Below are 19,586 nucleotides of genomic sequence, written 5' to 3'. Positions count from 1 at the left end.
GAGGGCCGAATGCAACTTCCCGTCCCGCCGACCTTGTCGCGGCTGTCGCTGCTTCTGACGCTTTCGCTCATGGCGGCGCCGCTTGGCGCGGTTGCGGCGCGGGCAGAGGCCACGGCGTTCACCCAGTCGCTTGCCGCAAGCGCCTCGGCGGACCCGGCGATTGCCGAGTGGTATCGGTCGACCGACTACGAGACGCTCTGGACGGGGGCCGAGGACGCAGATCGTCGGTCGGCCCTGCTTCAGGCCATCGCGACGGCGTCCGATCATGGCCTGCCGGTGCCGCGCTATGATGCGAAGGCGCTGACGGCGGCGCTGCAGGCGGCCGAGACCGAGGGTGACCGGGGCCGCGTCGAGGTCGAGATGACGCGCGCCTATCTGGCCTGGGCGCGGGACCTGACCTCGGGCGCGCTGGTGCCGTCGGAGGTCGACGCGGGCATCGTGCGCGAGATCAACCGGATCGAGCCGCAGGTGCTGCTGAGCCGGATCTCCAACGGCGAGCCGCAGGCGGTGCTTGACTGGCTTCTGCCGAAGTCGCGGCAGTACATGCAGCTGATGAAGGCCAAGCTGGGCCTCGAGGCGCAGATCCGGGCGGGGGGCTGGGGCGAGACGGTGACTGCCGCGGCGCTGGCGCCGGGGGATGCGGGACCTGCGGTGATCGCGCTGCGCGACCGGCTGGTGCGGATGGGCTACCTCGCGCCCACGGCGGTGGCGAGTTATGACCGGGCGCTCCAGGCGGCGGTGACGGCGTTCCAGCTGAACCACGGCCTGACCGCGGACGGAGCGGCGAACGAAAGCACGCTGGCCGAGATCAACATCGGCCCGGAAGAGCGGCTGAAATCGGTGATCGTCGCGATGGAGCGCGAGCGCTGGATGCATGTCGACCGGTCCGTCAAGCATATCTGGGTGAACCTGCCCGACTTCCGCGCGCAGATCGTCGAGGACGGCAAGACCGTTTTCGAGACCCGCGTGGTGATCGGCAAGAACGTCCCCGACCAGCGCAGCCCGGAATTCTCGGACGAGATGGAGCATATGGTCATCAACCCGTCCTGGGGGGTGCCGCGGTCGATCATCGTGAAGGAATACCTGCCGCTCTTGCAGCGCAACCCCAACGCGGTCAGCCATATCCAGGTGATCGACGGGCGCGGGCGCGTGGTGCCTCGGGGGTCGGTGAATTTCGCCGCCTACAGTGCGCGGTCCTTCCCCTTCGGCATGCGCCAGCCGCCGTCGGACGGGAATGCGCTGGGGAAGGTGAAGTTCATGTTCCCGAACGTGCACAACATCTACCTGCACGACACGCCGTCGAAGTCGCTGTTCGACAAGGAAGTGCGGGCCTACAGCCACGGCTGCATCCGCGTCGCGGACCCCTTCGCGCTGGCGCACGAGCTTCTGTCCTGGCAGGTCGACAATGCCGAGGCCGAGTTCGAGGCGGCGCTGGAGACCGGCAAGGAAACCACGGTGAAGCTGAAGCAGCACCTGCCGGTGCATCTGGTCTATTTCACCGCCTATCCCGACGCCAAGGGCCGGATCACCTATCGCCGCGACGTCTATGAGCGGGACGCGGCGCTCTGGCGGGCGCTGTCCGAGGCCGGGGTGGAACTGGCGGGCGTTCAGGGGTAAGTCTGGGGCTGAACAGCCGAGGACGTCATGGCCCACAGGATCGGGGATATCGCGCGCGCTTTGGGGGCCGAGGCCGAGGGGGACCTTGACCTGACGGTCACGGGCGCATCCGAGCCGCAGGCGGCGGGGCCGGACCAGCTCGCCTTGGCGATGGACCCGCGTTACGCGGACGGGATCGGCAAGGGGAAGGCGCGGGCGGCCATCGTCTGGCCGGGGGCCGACTGGCGCGGCATGGGGCTGGAGGCTGCCATTTTCGCCCCGCGCGGGCGCCTGGCGATGGCGGGGCTGACGCGGCTGATGGACCCGGGGCCGGCGATAGCGTCGGGGGTGCATCCCATGGCGGTGGTGGACCCTACGGCCGACATCGGGGCGGGCGCGGCGATCGGGCCCTTCGTGGTGATCGGGGCGGGCGTTCGGATCGGGCCGGGGGCGCGGATCGCGAGCCATGTCTCCATCGCCGAGGGCGCACGGATCGGGGCGGAGCCGCTGATCCTGCAGGGCGCGCGCATAGGGGCGCGGGTGACCATCGGCGACCGTTTCATCTGCCAGCCGGGAGCCGTGATCGGGGCAGACGGGTTCAGCTTCGTGACACCCGAGAAATCCGGGGTCGAGGAGATCCGCGAGACGCTGGGCAGCCGCGCCGAGATCAAGGATCAGACCTGGACGCGCATACATTCATTGGGCGCGGTAACCATCGGGGATGACGTGGAAATCGGCGCCAATGTCTGCATCGACCGGGGAACGATCCGGGACACCCAGATCGGGTCGGGGACGAAGCTGGATAACCTCGTCCACATCGGCCACAACGTTCAGGTGGGGCGCGACTGCCTGCTTTGCGGCCAGGTGGGCATCGCGGGCTCGGCCCGGATCGGGGACCGGGTGGTGATGGGCGGGCAGTGCGGGGTCAACGACAACATCTTCGTCGGCAATGACGTGATCGCCGGCGGGGCCACCAAGATCTTCACCAACGCGCCGGCGGGCCGGGTCCTGCTGGGTTATCCGGCGGTGAAGATGGAAACCCATGTCGAGATGCAGAAGGCGCTTCGCCGCTTGCCGCGACTGGCGGCGCGGGTGGCGGCGCTGGAGAAGGGGCAGCCCGAGGCCGGGGAAGAGTGAGACATGGTCCAGCGGCCCGAGATCCAAGAGGCGGTGATCGAGATCCTGGCGCGGCAGTTGCTTCTGCCGGTCGAGGAGATCGCGCAGGATGCCAGCGTGGACGACCTCGGCCTCGACTCGCTGGGGAAGGTCGAGGCGATCTTCGCGCTGGAAGAACGCTTCGACATCCAGGTCCCGTTCAATGCCAATGAACCCGACCGGCCGGACTTCGATTTCTCGAGCGTGACCAGCATCGTGGCCGGTGTCGAGCGTCTGATCGCCCAGCGGGCCGCATGAGGCGGGTCGTCATTACCGGCATCGGCACGGTCAACGCCTTGGCCTGCGGTGTACCGGGGACCTTCCAGGCGTTCCGCGAAGGGCGGTCGGGCATCGGTCCGCTGGACTTTCGCGATGCGGACCGGCTGGCCATCCGGATCGGCGCCGCGCTGCGCGACTGGGCGCCGGAGCGGCACTTCAAGGGCAACGAATTGCCGCTTCTGGACCGGGTGACGCAGTACGCCCTGGTAACGGGGGCGGAAGCGGTCGCGATGGCGGGCCTGCCGGCGGGTCTTGGCCCGCGGGGTGGCGTCATCCTGGGCACGGCGGCGGGCGGGATCCAGACCTGGGAGGACAGCTACCGCGCGGTCTTTGCCGAGGGGAAGAACCGCGTCTCGCCCCTGGTGGTGCCGCGCCTGATGCACAATGCCCCGGCCTCGCACCTGTCGATCCGGCATGGGCTGACGGGGCCGGTGCTGGTCGTGTCTTCGGCCTGCGCCAGTGCCAACCACGCGATGGGCCTGGCGCTGCAGCAGATCCGGGCGGGGGCCGCCGACGTGATGCTGACCGGGGGCGCCGAGGCGATGCTCTGCTTTGGCGGCATCAAGGCCTGGGAGGGGCTGCGGGTGCTGGCGCCCGACGCCTGTCGGCCCTTCAGCAAGGACCGCACGGGACTGGTGATCGGCGATGGTGCGGGCGTGCTGGTCTTCGAGGAGGAAGAGCACGCCCGGGCACGGGGCGCGCGCATCCTTGCCGAGGTGGCGGGCTTCGGGATGACGGCGGATGCCGGGGACATCGTGGCCCCAAGCGCCGAGGGCGCGGCCCGGGCGATGCGGCTGGCGCTGGCGGATGCCGGAATGGGTCCCGAGGACATCGGCTATATCAATGCACATGGCACCGGGACGCTGGCCAATGACCGGACCGAGGCAGCGGCGATCCGTGCGGTCTTTGCCGCGCCTCCGCCGGTCAGCGCAACCAAGTCCATGCATGGCCATGCCATCGGCGCCACCGGGGCGCTGGAGGCCATCGCCTGCATCCTGGCGCTGTCAGAAGGGGTTCTGCCTCCGACCCTGGGGTTCCGTGTCCCGGATCCGGAGTGCGACCTGGACGTGGTCGCGAATGCCGCGCGGCCCGCGACCGTCACGGCGGCGCTGTCCAACGCCTTCGCCTTTGGCGGCCTGAACGCGGTCCTCGCCTTCCGGCGCTGAAACAGGAAAGGGCCGGTCGCTTGGACCGGCCCTTTCACGCTGACGCAGGTGTCAGGTCATTCGTTGGCAGCGCCTTCCGCCGGAGCCGCCTCCGCAGGCTGGGCGGCCTGGCCCGCAGCATCCGCCGCGTCGTTGGCGGCCGTCACGGCGTCATATCCCGCGGTGAAGCCCTTGAGCGAGATCGAGAGCTCGACCTTTTCGTCGGGGGCGACGAAGGGGACGATGGTGATCTTGGCATTCGCACCGGCCTTCATCGCGGTGATCTCTTCGGCCGTGAAGCCGATGCGGGCGACGCAGCCGATGGGCGCGCAGAAGGTGAAGGGGTAGAGCTTGCCCTTGGCGTCGTCGATCTGCAGCGTCATCCCGGCGGTCAGGAGCGTCTCGAGAGGGGCGATGAAGGTCGCGCCCGCGACAGCGGGTCCTTCCGCCCCCTTGGGCAAGTTGAACATGGTGAACTCGGCGACCGAGTTGCCCTCGGCATCCTTCAGAAGCATGTAGAGCTGGCAGGGATCGACGCCGTTTTCGGTGCGGACGCATTTCTGCTCCCACGCCTCGAAGTTGGCGACCGTGTAGGTGCTGCCCGGACCGTCGGCCGCGCCGACCTCCTGGCCGAGCGCGAGGTCACCGGCCGCAGCCGCATCGGCAGGGGCGGCCTCTTCCGTCGCGGGGGCTTCCTCGGTCTGCGCGATCAGCGGGGTCGCGGCCAGCGCGAGGATCAGGGCCAGGGCGGTGCTCGTGGTCTTTGCCATCTTCGACATGTCCTTTGGTCGGTCGAGTGTTTGGCGGGTCTCTAGCATGGGGCCGGGGCCAAGTCAGGTGCGAAAAACACGCCCGGCGCGCTTCTGCCCGGCCCCGGCCGGAAAATGAAAAAGGGCCGGTAGTCCGGCCCTTTCCGCAATTTGTTTTTTGCTCCCTGTCGGACTGGCCGACTTCATGGGAACGGACGCTATTGCGGAAAGGCCAAGCCGTCAACGGGTTCTTTTGCGGAACGTCGCAGAAAAAAACCGCGCCTTTTCAAGGGCGCGGCCAGTTGACAGGGAGGAAGTCACCGTCAGCCCCGACAACGCGCCGGGTCTGACCAGATGAGTCTGGCAGAACGGGGTTAACATTGTATGTTTGACGAGGCCGGTGCCTTGGCGCGGGCGGATCACGGGTTTCAACCAGGGGTTGTGAGGGGTCAAGGTGGCGGATCAGGCAGGCGCGCAAGACAGCATCTTCGTAGGTGGCGGCGGCGAGAACTACGCGGTGCCGCAGCGGCTTCTCTTGAAGTACGGCAACCGGCACGGGCTGATCGCCGGGGCGACCGGGACTGGCAAGACGGTCACGCTGCAGATCCTGGCCGAGGGCTTTTCGGCCGCAGGGGTTCCGGTCTTCATGGCTGACGTGAAGGGGGACCTTGCGGGAATCGCGGCCTCGGGGTCGGCCAGCCACAAACTGCACGAGGCCTTCACCAAGCGCTCGGCGCAGATCGGGCTTGACCTGAAGTACCGCGCCTTCCCGGTGATCTTCTGGGACCTCTTCGGCGAGAAGGGGCATCCGGTGCGGGCGACGGTGGCCGAGATGGGTCCCTTGCTGCTGTCGCGGCTTCTGGAACTGTCCGAGCCGCAGGAGGGTGTGCTCAATGTCGCCTTCCGGCTGTCCGACGAAGAGGAACTGCCGCTTCTGGACCTGAAGGACCTGCAGGCGCTGCTGACTTTCGTGGCCGAGAATGCCGAGGCGATCAGTGCCCGCTATGGGCTGGTGTCGAAGGAATCGGTCGGGGCGATCCAGCGGCGGCTTCTGGTCCTGGAGAACGAGGGCGGCGGGGGCCTGTTCGGCGAGCCGGCGCTGGATCTGGCGGACCTGATGACGGTGGATGCGTCGGGTGCGGGGCGGATCAGCATCCTGGCGGCGGACAAGCTGATGAACTCGCCCCGGCTCTATGCGACCTTCCTGTTGTGGCTTCTGTCCGAGCTGTTCGAGATGCTGCCCGAGGTGGGCGACCCGGAGAAGCCGAAGCTCGTCTTCTTCTTCGACGAGGCGCATCTTCTGTTCACCGACGCGCCCAAGGCGTTGATTTCCAAGGTGGAACAGGTGGCGCGGCTGATCCGGTCGAAGGGGGTGGGGGTGTATTTCATCACTCAGAACCCTGCGGACGTCCCGGACACGATCCTGGGCCAGCTTGGCAACCGCGTGCAGCACGCGCTGCGGGCCTTCACGGCGAAGGACCAGAAAGACCTGGCCAAGGCCGCGGAAACCTACCGTCCGAACCCGCGCTTCAAGATCGACGAGGCGATCCGGGATGTGGGAACAGGCGAGGCGGTGACCTCGCTTCTGGAAGCCAAGGGCGTGCCGGGCATCGCCGAGCGGACGCTGGTCCGGCCGCCCTCCAGCCAGCTTGGGCCGCTGGACGATGCGGCGCGGGCAGCGGTGATGGCGGGCTCACCTGTCAGGGGCAAGTATGAGCAGGTGCTGGACCGCGAAAGCGCCTTCGAGAAGCTGCGCGCCCGGGCGGAAGCTGCGGCGCGTGATGCGGCCGAGCTGGAGGAGCGCCAAGCCGAGGAAAAGCGCGAGTTCGAACGCGCCCGGCGTTATGACGGCAATGGCTATGGCGACGACAGGCCGAGACGGAGCAGCTCGAGCCGGTCGGATTCGATCGGGACGGCCTTCGCGAAAAGCTTTGCGCGGCAGTTGGGCACAAGATCCGGTCAGGCGCTGGTGCGGGGCATCCTGGGGTCGATTTTCGGGAAGCGGTGACGTCAACGGCGTTGTGGCGGCTTGTGCAATCGTTATAACTGCCGTCTGACGGGGTCAGGAGGCAGGAATGAAACGGTCACGCATCAACGAGATCATGCGCGCGGCGGATGACATGATCCGGCACTATGGGTTTGTGCTGCCGCCTTTCGCAAACTGGTCGCCGGCCGAGTTCAAGGCGCGCACGGACGCGAGCGCCATCGTCGAGGCGCGCTGCGGCTGGGACATCACCGACTATGGCCAGGGCAAGTTCGACGAGATGGGGCTGTTCCTGTTCACGCTGCGGAACGGGCGGCTGGCCGACCTGCAGCGCGGGGGCGGCATGTGCTATGCCGAGAAGCTGCTCATCAGCCGGCAAGACCAGCTGAGCCCGATGCACACCCATGTCATCAAGGCCGAGGACATCATCAACCGCGGTGGGGCCACGCTGGTGATCGAGCTTTACGGGTCCGACGACAAGGGCAACTTCGCCTGGGACAAGGGCGGGGTGGTCTGGTGCGACGGGATCCGGCGGCCCTACAAGCCCGGCGAGAAGCTGAAGTTCGCCCCCGGGGAAAGCGTCACCCTGATGCCGGGTGACTGGCACGCCTTCTGGGGCGAGGGGGGCGACGTGCTGATCGGCGAGGTGTCGACCGTGAACGACGACCTGACCGACAACATCTTCCGCGAACCCATCGGCCGCTTCGCCGAGATCGACGAAGACGAGGCGCCCTGGCACCTTCTGGTCAGTGACTACGATACCTGGCTGAAGTGACCGGCCGGAAATGACGAAGGGGGCGCCGGTCGGGCGCCCCCTTTTGCATTCCTGAGCCTTTGCTCAGTTCCCGGGCGGGCAGACGCCGTTCACCAGCGGCACCTTGCAGGCCGGGGCGGTTGCATCCGGCGTGGCTGCGGGGGCGGGCGTGGTGGCGGCCGCGGGCGCTGGGGTGGTCGGCGTGGTCGCGGGGGCTGCGATGAGCTCGGGGTCGAGCGCGGGCGGCGCCGGCAGCGCGGGAAGGGCCGCATCGACGGGTGCGGGCTTCGCGACGGCGACGGCCTTCTTCGGAGCCGGCGGCTTCGGAATGTAGAGGCCCTTCGGCATCTCGCCCGAGGCGGTCAGCACGATCACCTTCTCGCCGCCCTTCAGGCGGCCGTAGAGGTCGATCACGTCCTGATTGATCATCCGGATGCAGCCCGACGAGGCATTGCGGCCGATCGACTGCCAGTCGGGCGTGCCGTGGATGCGGTAACCGTAATCCTTGCCGCCCGAGGTCAGGTAGATCGCGCGGGCGCCGAGCGGGTTCGTGGGGCCGCCGGGCTGTCCCTTCTCCCACTTCGCAAGCTTGGGGTCGCGGGCGATCATCTCTTTCGGCGGGGTCCAGGTCGGCCAGGGCTTGCGGTCGGCCACGATGGCCTCGCCCGACCATTCGAACCCGGCGCGGCCGACGGAGATGCCGTAGCGGATCGCCTTGTTCTTGCCGACGACGTAGTAGAGGAGCCGGGTCTTCGGGTTGATGATGATCGTGCCGGGGGCCTGGTCGGTCTCATACGCGACCACCTGGCGGCGGTGGGTTTCGGGGATCTTCTCGACCGGGAGGGCAGGGATCTCGATGCCGGCGTCCATCGAGGCGACGTAGACGTTCTCTCCCGGCTTCGGCATCCCTTGTGTCGAGGCGGTGGGACCGGCGGCAGGGTCGACGCAGGCGGCCAGAAGCGCCATGGCAAGGACCCCGGGGGTCAGGCGGGCGTGGCGGGAAAAACGGCTTAGGGTCGTCAACATGTTTGGGTCCACATCGTAAGGTCGCCCCGGCACCGGCCGTAGGCAATTTTCCGCACGCTATCCGAGCGGCCCCCCTGCGGTCAAACCATGCAGGAACCGGAATCTGATCACGCGGGCGTGAGGTCCCCAGATTTTCAAGGCATAGTTGCCGGCGCGCCGCAGATTTCGCGCGCGCCGGCCAGGATCAGAGGCTGGTGCGCAGCGACCAAAGCTCGGGGAAAAGTTCGACGTCCAACATTCGGCGCAGGTAAGAGACGCCCGAGGTGCCGCCCGTTCCGCGCTTGATGCCGATGACGCGGGCCACGGTGGTCAGATGGTTGAACCGCCAGCGGCGGAAATAGTCCTCGAAATCCACCAGTTTCTCGGCCAGCTCGTAAGCCTGCCAATGCGCCGTCGGGTCGCGGTAGACGATCTCCCACGCGGCCTGGACCCCGGGATGCAGCGCCCAGGTCTGGCGGAGGTCGCGCGTCAGCACCTCCTGCGGGACGGGCAGGCCCTGGCGGGCGAGGTGGCGCAAAGCCTCATCGTAGAGCGTGGGCCGGGCGAGTTCAGCTTCCAGCCGCGCGGTCAGGTCGGGGCGGTGGGCGTGCGGCTTCAGCATGGCGAGGTTGCGGTTGCCGACGGCGTATTCGATCAGCCGGTACTGCCAGGACTGGAAACCCGAGGACTGGCCCAGCTTCTCGCGGAAGGTGGTGTAGTCCGAGGGGGTCATGGTGCGCAGGACGTCCCAGGCAGAGTTGAGCTGCTCGAAGATCCGCGCGACGCGGGCCAGCATCTTGAACGCCTCTTGCGCACGGTCGGCGGCGATCATCCGGCGGGCGGCGTCGATCTCGTGCAGCGCAAGGCGCATCCAGAGCTCGGACGTCTGATGCTGGATGATGAACAGCATCTCGTCATGGGCATCGGTGAGCGGGTCCTGTGCGCCGAGGATCCGGTCGATGTGCAGGTAGTCGCCATAGGACATGCGGCCGTCGAAGGCCATCTGGGCGCCGTCCTCGGCGGGGTTGAAGGGGCAGGTGGTCATGGTCGTCTCCAATGTGAAAGGGCTTTCAGGTGGAGAGACGGTCCTTGCAGTTCAGGATCGACAGGTTGCCCATGCGCCGCCAGAGGGCGACCCAGCCGGCGGGGCGGCAGAGCGGTGGAAGGGTCACTTTGCGCATGGCAGGCCAAGGGCAGCGCAGGTTTCCGGGGCGAGGCGGCGCTGGGGGTCGTCCTCGGGCGCGATACCCATGCCGCCCACCCAGGTCAGCACGGCCCAGGACATGCCTGCTTCCTCGGCGGCGCGGCGCTTGTCGGACAGGAACGCATGGAACCACTCGCGCGGGAGCGACCGGTCGCCCGCGGTATGAAGCGCACCGAACTCGCCGAGGAAGAGATGGGCGCGGGGGATGCCATGGCTGTCCGCCCAGTCGGCAGCGCGCGTGATTTCAAGCGAGACGATCTCGTCGGGCTGGGCGCGATAGTCCTGCAGCGCCTGGGTCAGCAGGGCGACGTCGGCTGCGCCGGTTTCCGCGGTCATGTGGGCGATGGCGTCGGACAGGACCTGTTCGGCGATCTGGTCCGAGACGGCCGAGGGCGGGTAGGGGAGGTTCCAGAAATGGGTCTGGGGCGGACCCGCCCAGCCCGCACCCTGATGGGTGAAGAGGTAGGGCTCGTAGCTGTGGAAGGTCCAGAGCACGTTGTCGTCGGGGATCAGGCCAGGGTCGAGGCTGGCAAGCGCATTGGCTTGGGACCAGCAGGCCCCGGTCAGGATGACGGTCATGTCCGGTGCGACCGAGCGGATGGCGGCATGGGCCTCGGCCTGCATGGCGGGCCAGCGGGCGGGCGCGCCGGCGTAGACGGCATCGCAGTCGATGGTCGGCTCGTTCAACGGTTCCAGCGCAACCCGGTCGGCGGGCAGGTCTGCCAGCGTTGCGGCGATGCGCCGGGTGAGCGCGACATAGTCCGGCCAGGCCGGGCCGAGGATGCTTTCGATCCCGCCTGGATCCGTGCCGCGCGGCTGGGGATGCAGGTCGACCACCACCTTCAACCCCGCATCCACCGCGACCTGGATGTCGCTGCGCAGGAGGGCCAGCCGTTTGTCCTGCACCTCGCCCGGTCCGAAGGCCAGGAGAGGCCCCGGATCGACCGCAGCCCGCACGAAGTCGAAGCCCTGGTCCACCAGCCCGCGATATTGTTCGGGCGTGGTGTCAGACCGCTCGTCGACGTAGGCCGGGTTCGACATCAGCTCGTCAATGCTCCGCCAGTCGAGCCAAAGCCCGATGTGGACGCCGCGCTTCAGCTCAAGCGGTTCGGCCTGGGCCGCACCGGCGAGAAGCATCGCGAGGAGGAGGTGGCGAAGGTGTGGCACGCGGTCCTTTCCGGCCCCGTCAGGTGACGCGGGCGCGTTGCTTGAACTCCGGCTTGTCCCAGGTGCCGTAGTCCATGATCCGGGCGAGGATCGATACGGCGCGGGCCACGTCGTCCTCGTCGATGTAAAGCGGCGTGAAGCCGAAGCGCAGGATGTCGGGGGCGCGGAAGTCGCCGATCACGCCCTCGGCAATCAGGGCCTGCATGATGGCATAGCCTTCGGGATGACGGAAGCTGACCTGGGAGCCGCGCATCTGGTGCGAGCGGGGGGTGGCCAGTTGCAGCATGGGAGCGCGCGTCTCGACGCCCTTGATGAACTGGTCCTGCAGGCGCAGCGACTGGGCATGGACCTCGCGCAGGTCGATCCCGTCCCAGACGTCCATCGCCGCGTCGAGGGCGGCGATCTGCAGGACGGGCGGGGTGCCGACGCGCATCCGCTCGATCCCCGCGCCGGGGCGGTAGGAAAGGTCGAAGGCGAAGGGAGCCTCGTGCCCCAGCCAGCCCGAGAGCGCGGGGCGCGCGGTGTCGGCGTGTTTGGGGGCGACGTAGATGAAGGCCGGGCCGCCGGGGCCGGAGTTCAGGTATTTGTAGGTGCAGCCCACCGCGAAGTCGGCCTTGGCGGCTGTCACGTCCACCGGGATCGCGCCGGCCGAATGGGCGAGGTCCCAGACGGTCAGCGCCCCCATCTCATGCGCGCGACGGGTGATGTCGGCCATGTGGTGGCGGCGGCCGGTGCGGTAGTCGACCTCGGTGATCATGGTCACGGCGACGGTGTCGTCGATGGCGGCCATTACCTCTTCGGGCGCGACGGTTTTCAGGCGATACTGGCCGCCCAGCGTCCGGCAGAGCCCCTCCGCCATGTAGAGGTCAGAGGGGAAGTTGCCGGTGTCGGACAGGATGACCTTGCGCTTGGGGTTCATCTCCAGCGCCGAGGCGAGCGCCTGGTAGACCTTGATCGACAGCGTGTCACCCAGCACCACGGTGCCCGCAGGCGCACCGATGAGCCGGCCGATGCGGTCCCCGATCACGGCGGGCTGCGCCATCCAGCCGGCCTTGTTCCAGCCGCGGATCAGCATCTCGGCCCATTCGGCCTGCATCGCCTGCTCCATCCGCGCGGGCGCCGTCTTGACCATCGGTCCAAGCGAGTTGCCGTCGAGGTAGACGATGCCCTCGGGCAGGTGGAAACGGGACTTGGTGGCGGCAAAGTCGATGGGCATGAAGCGGTCCTTCAGGGTTTGCGCGGTTATGGGCCGAAGGGCGAGAAATTTCAAGCTTGAAACTGTTCGGGGGCCCCAATGGACAGAATGCGGCATTTCACTCGCGGAAGGCGACAGCTGACCTTGCGGCAGGTGGGTGCAGCGTCTAGAGGGGACGGAAAGGATCCTGGCCCGTGCCCTTGACGCTGCGTGACATCGACATTCCGCCCAGCTGGCTGGTGCTGCATATCGCGGCGGCCTGGGTGCTGTCCTTGGTCTCGCCGCAGCTGTTTGGCCCCGTGGGCAAGATGGTGGGGCAGGCACTGGTTCTCGCCGGCCTTGTGCTGATGGGCGCGGCGGCGCTGCAGATGGTCCTGGCGCGGACGACGGTAATCCCGCGGCGGAACCCCTCGGCCCTGGTGACGGGCGGGCTGTTCGCATGGTCGCGCAATCCGATCTACCTGGCCGATGCCATCATCCTGACCGGCGCCGTGCTCTGGCTGGATGCGGTCCTTGCACTTCCCTTGATCGCAAGCTTCGTCTGGCTGATCCAGACCCGCTTCATCCGCGACGAGGAAGCCCGCCTGACCGAGGCGTTCGGGCCGGAATTCGACCTCTGGGCCGCCCGGGTGCGGCGGTGGGTCGGTCGGAAATGACGCTGCGCCGTGGCGGGAAAAGTAGGGTTTGAAATAATGTTGCGCAATGCTATGTGCGACAGGTTGGTTTATGACCGCGCATGCCAGATCGGGGGACAAGGGTGAAGATAGGCGCTTTGACAGAGGTTTTCCCGGGCGAGAACCGGGTGGCGATGACGCCGGATTCGGCGACGCAACTTGCCAAGCTTGGGCATTCCTCGGTGATCCAGGCGGGGGCGGGCGCGAAAGCCGGGTTCTCGGATGCGGCCTATGCGGCGGCGGGGGTCGAGGTGCTGCCGGATGCGGCCTCGGTGATCGCGGCGGCGGACGTGATCGTCAAGGTGCGCGGGCCGGATGCGCAGGAACTGGCCTCGCTTCAGGACGGGCAGACGCTGATCAGCTTCTTCTGGCCGGCGCAGAACCCCGAGCTGCTGGAGGCGGCGGCGAAGAAGAACCTGACCATCGTGGCGATGGACATGGTGCCGCGGATTTCCCGCGCGCAGAAGATGGACGCTTTGTCCTCGATGGCAAACATCGCGGGCTACCGCGCGGTGATCGAGGCCGGGAACAACTTCGGCCGCTTCTTCACCGGCCAGGTGACCGCGGCGGGCAAGGTGCCCCCGGCGAAGGTGCTGATCGTCGGCGCGGGCGTGGCGGGTCTGGCGGCCATCGGGACCTCGGTGTCCCTCGGCGCCATTGTCCACGCCTTCGACGTGCGCCCCGAAGTGGCCGAGCAGATTGAATCGATGGGCGCGAATTTCGTGTTCCTGGAGTTCGAGCAGACCCAGGACGGCGCGGCCACCGGCGGTTATGCGGCGCCCTCCAGCCCCGAGTTCCGGGAAAAGCAGCTGGCCAAGTTCCGTGAGCTTGCGCCCGAGATGGACATCGTCATCACCACCGCCCTGATCCCGGGCCGGCCCGCGCCGAAGCTCTGGACCGAGGACATGGTCAAGATGATGAAGCCGGGATCGGTCATCGTCGACCTGGCGGCGGAGCGTGGCGGCAACTGCGACCTGACGGTGCCGGACCAGAAGATCGTGACCGACAATGGCGTGACGATCATCGGCTACACCGACTTCCCGAGCCGCATGGCGACCCAGGCCTCGACGCTTTATTCGACCAACATCCGCCACATGCTGACCGACCTCACGCCCAAGAAGGACGGGGTCATCGCGCACAACATGGAGGATGACGTGATCCGGGGCGCGACCGCGGCGCATATGGGGGCGGTGACCTATCCGCCGCCACCGCCGAAGATCGCGGCCATCGCGGCGGCGAAGCCGAAGGAGAAGGCCAAGGAGCTGACGCCCGAGGAACGCCGCGCGCAGGAAGTCGCGGCCTTCAAGGCGCAGACGCGGAACCAGGTGGGCCTGCTCGTGGTGGGCGGGGCGCTGATCCTGGCCGCTGGGCTTTATGCGCCGGCCAGCTTCATGTCGCACTTCATCGTCTTCGTGCTCTCGGTCTATGTGGGCGTCCAGGTGATCTGGAATGTCTCGCACAGCCTGCACACGCCGCTGATGGCGGTGACGAACGCGATCTCCTCCATCATCATCCTTGGCGCGCTGATGCAGATCGGGTCGGGCAACTGGCTGGTCGTGATCCTTGCCGCGCTGTCGGTCTTCATGGCCGGGATCAATATCTTCGGTGGCTTCATGGTCACCCGGCGCATGCTCGCCATGTTCCAGAAGTCGTAAGAGGGGCGCGCGAGAATGGAATACGGATTTACCACCGCGGCCTATGTCGTCGCCGCTGTCCTCTTCATCCAGTCGCTGGGTGGCCTTTCGGGGCAGGAAAGCGCCAAGCGCGCCGTCTGGTACGGGATCGTCGGCATGGCGCTCGCCGTGGCGGCGACGCTCTACGGGCCGGGTGCAGGGAACTGGCTGATCAGCCTTGTCATGGTCGCCGCGGGCGGCGTGATCGGCTGGTACGTCGCGCAGCGCGTCCAGATGACCGAGATGCCGCAGCTCGTCGCCGCGATGCACAGCCTTGTCGGCCTGGCGGCGGTCTTCATCGGCTTCAACACCCATATCGAGCTGACCGCTCTGGCAGGTCTGGACGAGGCGGCGCGTCAGGCGCTGACCGGATTTGCCGCAAAGGTCGCCGAGAAGACTCCCGTCGAGGTCGCCATCCTGCGGGTCGAGACTTTCCTTGGCGTGTTCATCGGGGCGGTCACCTTCACCGGGTCCGTCATCGCCTTCGGCAAATTGGCCGGAAAGGTCGATGGCAAGGCGAAGAAGCTGCCCGGAGGCCATGCGCTGAACGCCGGTGCCGCGCTTCTGTCGCTGGTGCTGCTGTTCGTCTACCTGCAGTCGGGGTCCACGCTGGCGCTTCTGGTGATGACGCTGGCTGCGCTCTTCATCGGCTATCACCTGATCATGGGGATCGGTGGGGCGGACATGCCGGTCGTGGTCTCGATGCTGAACAGCTATTCCGGCTGGGCGGCTGCGGCCATCGGCTTCTCGCTGTCCAATGACCTGCTGATCGTCGTCGGCGCGCTGGTCGGCTCTTCGGGGGCGATCCTGTCCTACATCATGTGCAAGGCGATGAACCGGTCCTTCATCAGCGTGATCCTGGGCGGATTCGGCGGCACCACGGGGCCGGCGATGGAAGTCGTGGGCGAGCAGATCGCCATCGATACCGAGGGCGTGGCGGCGGCGCTGAACGATGCGGATTCGATCATCATCATCCCGGGCTACGGGATGGCGGTGGCGCAGGCGCAGCAGTCGGTCAGCGAATTGACGCGGAAGCTTCGGGCCAAGGGCAAGAACGTCCGCTTCGCGATCCATCCCGTGGCGGGGCGTCTGCCGGGGCACATGAACGTTCTCTTGGCCGAGGCGAAGGTCCCCTACGACATCGTGCTGGAGATGGACGAGATCAACGAGGACTTCCCGGAAACGGACGTCGCCATCGTCATCGGGTCGAACGACATCGTGAACCCGGCCGCGCAGGAGGACCCGAACAGCCCCATCGCGGGGATGCCGGTCTTGGAGTGCTGGAAGGCGAAGCAGGTCTTCGTGTCGAAGCGCGGGCAGGGGACGGGCTATTCGGGGATCGAGAACCCGCTCTTCTACAAGGAGAACACGCGGATGTTCTACGGGGATGCGAAGAAGTCGCTGGATGCCCTGTTGCCGCTCATCGACTGAGCCATGGCCCGCGACGAGTAAGGAAAGGCCGCCCCCGGGGCGGCCTTTTCAATGTCCGGGGACGAAAGCGTGGGCCGCGGCTGGCGCGACTTGATATCGCCCGCCCTGCTTTGCCGCAGTGCGGAATTGCCACAGGGGCGCGGCATACCCCCGTATTCCGGCATTTTTCTGGAAAGCGGTGGCGGGGCGGCCTACGTCTCGGGCAAGCCTCTGCGAGATCCATGATGCCGATCCCCGACCATCCGCTGCGCTATGCCACCGTCAACGAGCTGCATGCGCGGCCGTTTCCGTCGCTGGAGGTGCCCTCGACCGCCGTCTACGTGGCGATCAAGGAACCCGTGCAGGCGCAGAACCGGGACCGGGGGAAGGACCTCGCGCATCTTCTGGACATCCTCGACCGCCACGGCAGCGCGCATCCGCAGCCCGGGGCGACCCATTTCCAGGGTCCGATCGGGCGGGCGGAGCTGAAGTGGGAAAGCCATACCGAGTTCGTCACCTACACGGCCTTCACCAAGGGCCTTTCGTCGCGGCCCTTCGATCCGGCCGAGGCGGAGGTCTTGCCCGAGGACTGGCTGGCGGCAGCACCCGGAAAGCGGCTGACCTCGGTCCTGATCCGGGTCGAGCCGATGCCGGCGACGGATGAGGAGCTTCTGCGGAAGGTGGATGACTGGTTCGTGCCGGAAAGCCTTGCGGTCAGCCGCGTCGTGGACGGGGCGGCGGTGGTCGCTGGCGATTTCCGGATCGACCCGGCGGGGCACATGCGCTTTGCGGTCTTCGTGGCCCCGGGGACGGGGACGCGGCGGGTCGGGCGCATCGTCCAGCGCCTGTGCGAGATCGAGACCTACCGGGCGATGTCGATGCTGGGGCTGATGCGGTCGCGAGACCTGTCGGGGCGGCTGAATGCGCTGGACCCGAAGCTGTCGGCGCTGGTCTCGGGCCTCGACAATGCCGAACCCGCGCCGGAAGTGGCACTGCACAACCTGCTGACCATTTCGGCGGAACTGGAGAGCCTTGCCGTGCAGTTTTCTTTCCGCTTCGGGGCGACGGCGGCCTATGAGGCGATCGTCAACCAGCGGATCGAGGTGATGCGCGAGACGCGGATCGAGGGGCGGCAAACCTTCGGCGAGTTCATGATGCGCCGCTATGACCCGGCGATGCGGACGGTGAAATCCTCGGAAAGCCGGTTGGCGGCGATGGCGGAGCGGGCGGAGCGCGCGGCGGAATTGCTGCGGACCCGGGTCGACGTGGAGCGGTCGGCGCAGAACCAGAAGCTTCTGGAAAGCATGGACCAGCGGGCGGACCTGCAGCTGCGGCTCCAGCGCACGGTCGAGGGGCTCTCGACGGTGGCGATCAGCTACTACGCTGTGAACCTTGCGGCCTATTTCCTGGAGCCTGCCGCCCATGCGCTGCACATCAGCCATGGAGCGCTGCTCGCCGGGCTGGTGCCCGTCGTCGTTCTGGCCGTCTGGCTGATGGTCCGGCGCATCCGCAAGACCTTGCACTGACGCGCGTTACGGCACGCCGTCAGCGGCCGCGGATGCGGGGGTCCAAAGCGTCGCGCAAGCCGTCGCCGATGTAGTTCACCGAGAGCACGGTCAGCGAAATGGCCAGGCCCGGCCAGATCACCCGCTCGGGGTAGACCTGCATGTATTGCAGGCCGTCGTACAGAAGACGTCCCCAGGTCGGGAAGTCGGGCGGGAAGCCGAGGCCCAGGAAGGACAGCACCGATTCTGTGATGATCGCCTCGGCCACGCCCAGGGTGGCGGCGACCATGACGGGCGAGACCACGTTCGGCAGGATGTGCCGACGGATGATGCGGCTTGGGCGTGCGCCAATGGAGCGTGCGGCCAGCACGTATTCGCGTTCCTTCAAGGTCAGCACCTCGCCCCGGACGATGCGGGCGGTGGCCATCCAGGAGGTGATGCCGATGGCGAAGACGATGAGGAGAAAGGCGCCCAGTTCCGGCCCGATGAGGCTGGCGATCTTGTCGCGGAAGAGCATCACCATCACGAGGAGGAGCGGGATGAGCGGCAGGGCGAGGAACATGTCGGTCAGCCGCATCAGCGGGCCGTCGAGGCGGCGGAAGTAGCCCGCGAGGATGCCGATCAGGGTGCCGAAGACGATGGCGATGACCATCGCGACAAGGCCCACGGCCAGCGACACGCGGCCCGCGAGCATCATCCGCAGAAGAAGGTCGCGGCCAAGCTGGTCGGTGCCGAAGGGCGCTTTCAGCGACGGCCCCTGGTTCTTCATCCGGATCGTATCGGACAGGCGCTGCGGCGGGTCCCAGAGCATCGGGCCGATGACCACGAAGAGGATCAGGAGGCTAAGCACGATCAGCCCGAAGAGCGCGCCCTTGTGGGTGCGGAACTGCTGCCAGATCTCGCGCGTGGGGCTTGCCGGTTTGGGCGGGGCGGAGGTGGCGTCAGTCATAGCGGATCCGGGGATCGAGAAGGCCGTAGAGGATGTCGGCGATCAGGTTGAAGAGGACGATCAGCACGGCGAAGATGAAGGCGAGCGTCTGCACCATCGGCAGGTCCGAGGCATGGATCGCCCCGATCAGCGCCGCGCCAATGCCGTTCACGCCGAAGAGGTTCTCGGTGATGATCGCTCCGCCGAAGATCGAGGGGATGCCAAGCGCGATGACGGTCACCACGGGGATCAGCGAGTTGCGCAGGACGTGCTTCAGGACGACGGTGCGTTCGGTCATGCCCTTGGCGCGGGCGGTGCGGACATAGTCCATCGTCATGTTGTCGAGCATCGAGGACCGCATGTAGCGGCTGATCGCGGCGGCATTGGCAAGGCCGAGCGTCATGACGGGCAGGGCCATCTGGCGCATCTGTTCCAGGAGGCTGTCCCAGTCGTTCACCACAAGCTGGGTGTCGTACTTGGTCGGGAACCAGCCCAGCCAGACTGCGAAGATGATGATGAAGAGCGTGCCCGAGAAGAAGGTGGGCACCGAGAAGCCGATCATCGCGAAGAGCGTGCCGCCCTGGTCGAAGAGCGAATACTGCCGGTAGGCCGAGTAGATGCCGATCGGGAGCGCGATCAGGATGCCGACGAGATAGGCGGTGCCGATCACGATCAGGGTCTGCGGAATGCGCTGGCCGATGATGGTGAAGACGGGGCTGCGCGACTGCCAGGAGAGGATGCGCTGTTCGCCCTCGGCCCAGGTGGTGCCGAACCAGCTGTCGATCAGGTAGGCGGGTTCGACCCAGAAGAACTGGCGGAGCCAGAGCACGTAGCGCACGAAGACCGGCTGGTCGGCGCCAAGCGCCTCGATCATCTTCTGGCGCACCTCGGGGGGCACGGTCAGCGGAATCTCGGACATGGGCGAGCCGGGGGCCAGGTCGACCAGCAGGAAGATCACCAGGCTGATGACCAGGAGCGTGGGAATGGCCAGGAGAAGCCTGCGAAGCGTGAAGGTGAGCATGCGGCTCTCGTCTAGGGGAACGGGTACGGAAAGGTCGCGGGGGCGGCCCCGCCGGCCCCCCCGGGGTCCCGGGACTTAACCCGGCACCCCACCCCCCCCGTCAACAACTACGCGACCCCCCCCGTGGTAAGGGACCCCCCCC

General features: G+C 67.3%; 17 protein-coding genes. 10 read left to right on the top strand and 7 right to left on the bottom strand.

Annotated features, from left to right (window positions below):
* Positions 1 to 9: 9 nt before the first annotated feature.
* From ACE3Q6_RS00960 to ACE3Q6_RS00945, 4 genes are read left to right on the top strand one after another with little or no spacing between them, the layout of a single operon-like run.
* The gene (locus tag ACE3Q6_RS00960; RefSeq protein ID WP_374426761.1) at positions 10 to 1,617 is read left to right on the top strand and encodes a murein L,D-transpeptidase; all 1,608 of its coding nucleotides are present in this window, start codon (positions 10 to 12) and stop codon (positions 1,615 to 1,617) included.
* A 27-nt stretch (positions 1,618 to 1,644) separates the two neighbouring features.
* The gene (locus tag ACE3Q6_RS00955) at positions 1,645 to 2,733 is read left to right on the top strand and encodes a UDP-3-O-(3-hydroxymyristoyl)glucosamine N-acyltransferase (RefSeq protein WP_374426758.1); all 1,089 of its coding nucleotides are present in this window, start codon (positions 1,645 to 1,647) and stop codon (positions 2,731 to 2,733) included.
* Positions 2,734 to 2,736: 3 nt separating this feature from the next.
* Positions 2,737 to 3,009: an acyl carrier protein gene (locus ACE3Q6_RS00950; RefSeq protein WP_374426755.1), complete on the top strand. Its 273-nt coding sequence runs from the start codon at positions 2,737 to 2,739 to the stop codon at positions 3,007 to 3,009.
* Positions 3,006 to 4,196 carry a beta-ketoacyl synthase gene (locus ACE3Q6_RS00945; RefSeq protein WP_374426752.1) on the top strand — a complete coding sequence of 397 codons (1,191 nt, stop codon included), beginning with the start codon at positions 3,006 to 3,008 and terminating at the stop codon, positions 4,194 to 4,196. The genes ACE3Q6_RS00950 and ACE3Q6_RS00945 overlap by 4 nt, the downstream gene beginning before the upstream one ends.
* Positions 4,197 to 4,252: 56 nt before the next feature.
* Here ACE3Q6_RS00945 and ACE3Q6_RS00940 read toward each other — a convergent pair whose 3' ends face one another.
* Positions 4,253 to 4,954, bottom strand: coding sequence for an invasion associated locus B family protein (locus ACE3Q6_RS00940; RefSeq protein WP_374426749.1), 702 nt, complete (start codon positions 4,952 to 4,954; stop codon positions 4,253 to 4,255).
* Between the two features lie 424 nt (positions 4,955 to 5,378).
* Between ACE3Q6_RS00940 and ACE3Q6_RS00935 the strand changes: the two genes are divergently transcribed.
* On the top strand, positions 5,379 to 6,932 hold the full coding sequence (locus ACE3Q6_RS00935) for a helicase HerA-like domain-containing protein (RefSeq protein ID WP_374426746.1): 1,554 nt from the start codon (positions 5,379 to 5,381) through the stop codon (positions 6,930 to 6,932).
* 67 nt (positions 6,933 to 6,999) lie between these two features.
* Positions 7,000 to 7,683 (top strand): D-lyxose/D-mannose family sugar isomerase, encoded by a 684-nt coding sequence (locus tag ACE3Q6_RS00930; protein WP_374426743.1) that lies wholly within the window; start codon positions 7,000 to 7,002, stop codon positions 7,681 to 7,683.
* Positions 7,684 to 7,746: 63 nt separating this feature from the next.
* On the opposite strand, the gene ACE3Q6_RS00925 is transcribed toward ACE3Q6_RS00930, so the two are convergent.
* From ACE3Q6_RS00925 to kynU, 4 genes are all read right to left on the bottom strand, one after another.
* Positions 7,747 to 8,688, bottom strand: a complete 942-nt coding sequence (locus tag ACE3Q6_RS00925; protein WP_374426740.1) for a L,D-transpeptidase — start codon at positions 8,686 to 8,688, stop codon at positions 7,747 to 7,749.
* 184 nt (positions 8,689 to 8,872) lie between these two features.
* The gene (gene kynA / locus ACE3Q6_RS00920; RefSeq protein ID WP_374426737.1) at positions 8,873 to 9,712 is read right to left on the bottom strand and encodes a tryptophan 2,3-dioxygenase; all 840 of its coding nucleotides are present in this window, start codon (positions 9,710 to 9,712) and stop codon (positions 8,873 to 8,875) included.
* A gap of 123 nt (positions 9,713 to 9,835) precedes the next feature.
* Positions 9,836 to 11,038, bottom strand: coding sequence for a glycoside hydrolase family 5 protein (locus ACE3Q6_RS00915; RefSeq protein ID WP_374426734.1), 1,203 nt, complete (start codon positions 11,036 to 11,038; stop codon positions 9,836 to 9,838).
* Between the two features lie 19 nt (positions 11,039 to 11,057).
* Entirely contained in the window at positions 11,058 to 12,254 is a 1,197-nt protein-coding gene (gene kynU, locus ACE3Q6_RS00910) for a kynureninase (RefSeq protein ID WP_374426731.1), read from the bottom strand.
* A 173-nt stretch (positions 12,255 to 12,427) separates the two neighbouring features.
* Between kynU and ACE3Q6_RS00905 the strand changes: the two genes are divergently transcribed.
* The 4 genes from ACE3Q6_RS00905 (at position 12,428) to ACE3Q6_RS00890 (ending at position 17,516) form a co-directional block, all read left to right on the top strand.
* On the top strand, positions 12,428 to 12,889 hold the full coding sequence (locus ACE3Q6_RS00905; protein WP_374426728.1) for an isoprenylcysteine carboxylmethyltransferase family protein: 462 nt from the start codon (positions 12,428 to 12,430) through the stop codon (positions 12,887 to 12,889).
* 101 nt (positions 12,890 to 12,990) lie between these two features.
* The gene (locus ACE3Q6_RS00900) at positions 12,991 to 14,562 is read left to right on the top strand and encodes a Re/Si-specific NAD(P)(+) transhydrogenase subunit alpha (RefSeq protein ID WP_374426725.1); all 1,572 of its coding nucleotides are present in this window, start codon (positions 12,991 to 12,993) and stop codon (positions 14,560 to 14,562) included.
* Between the two features lie 15 nt (positions 14,563 to 14,577).
* Entirely contained in the window at positions 14,578 to 16,011 is a 1,434-nt protein-coding gene (locus tag ACE3Q6_RS00895; RefSeq protein WP_374426722.1) for an NAD(P)(+) transhydrogenase (Re/Si-specific) subunit beta, read from the top strand.
* A gap of 221 nt (positions 16,012 to 16,232) precedes the next feature.
* Positions 16,233 to 17,516: a DUF3422 family protein gene (locus ACE3Q6_RS00890; RefSeq protein ID WP_374426718.1), complete on the top strand. Its 1,284-nt coding sequence runs from the start codon at positions 16,233 to 16,235 to the stop codon at positions 17,514 to 17,516.
* A 19-nt stretch (positions 17,517 to 17,535) separates the two neighbouring features.
* Here the strand turns inward: ACE3Q6_RS00890 and ACE3Q6_RS00885 are convergent, their stop codons facing one another.
* Positions 17,536 to 18,444: an ABC transporter permease gene (locus ACE3Q6_RS00885; RefSeq protein WP_374426715.1), complete on the bottom strand. Its 909-nt coding sequence runs from the start codon at positions 18,442 to 18,444 to the stop codon at positions 17,536 to 17,538.
* Positions 18,437 to 19,444, bottom strand: a complete 1,008-nt coding sequence (locus tag ACE3Q6_RS00880; RefSeq protein ID WP_374426712.1) for an ABC transporter permease — start codon at positions 19,442 to 19,444, stop codon at positions 18,437 to 18,439. The genes ACE3Q6_RS00885 and ACE3Q6_RS00880 overlap by 8 nt, the downstream gene beginning before the upstream one ends.
* Positions 19,445 to 19,586: the final 142 nt, after the last annotated feature.

Source organism: Tabrizicola sp., assembly GCF_041913445.1.
In the GTDB taxonomy this organism is placed as follows: domain Bacteria; phylum Pseudomonadota; class Alphaproteobacteria; order Rhodobacterales; family Rhodobacteraceae; genus Tabrizicola.
This window is presented reverse-complemented; position numbering and strand designations above follow the sequence as displayed.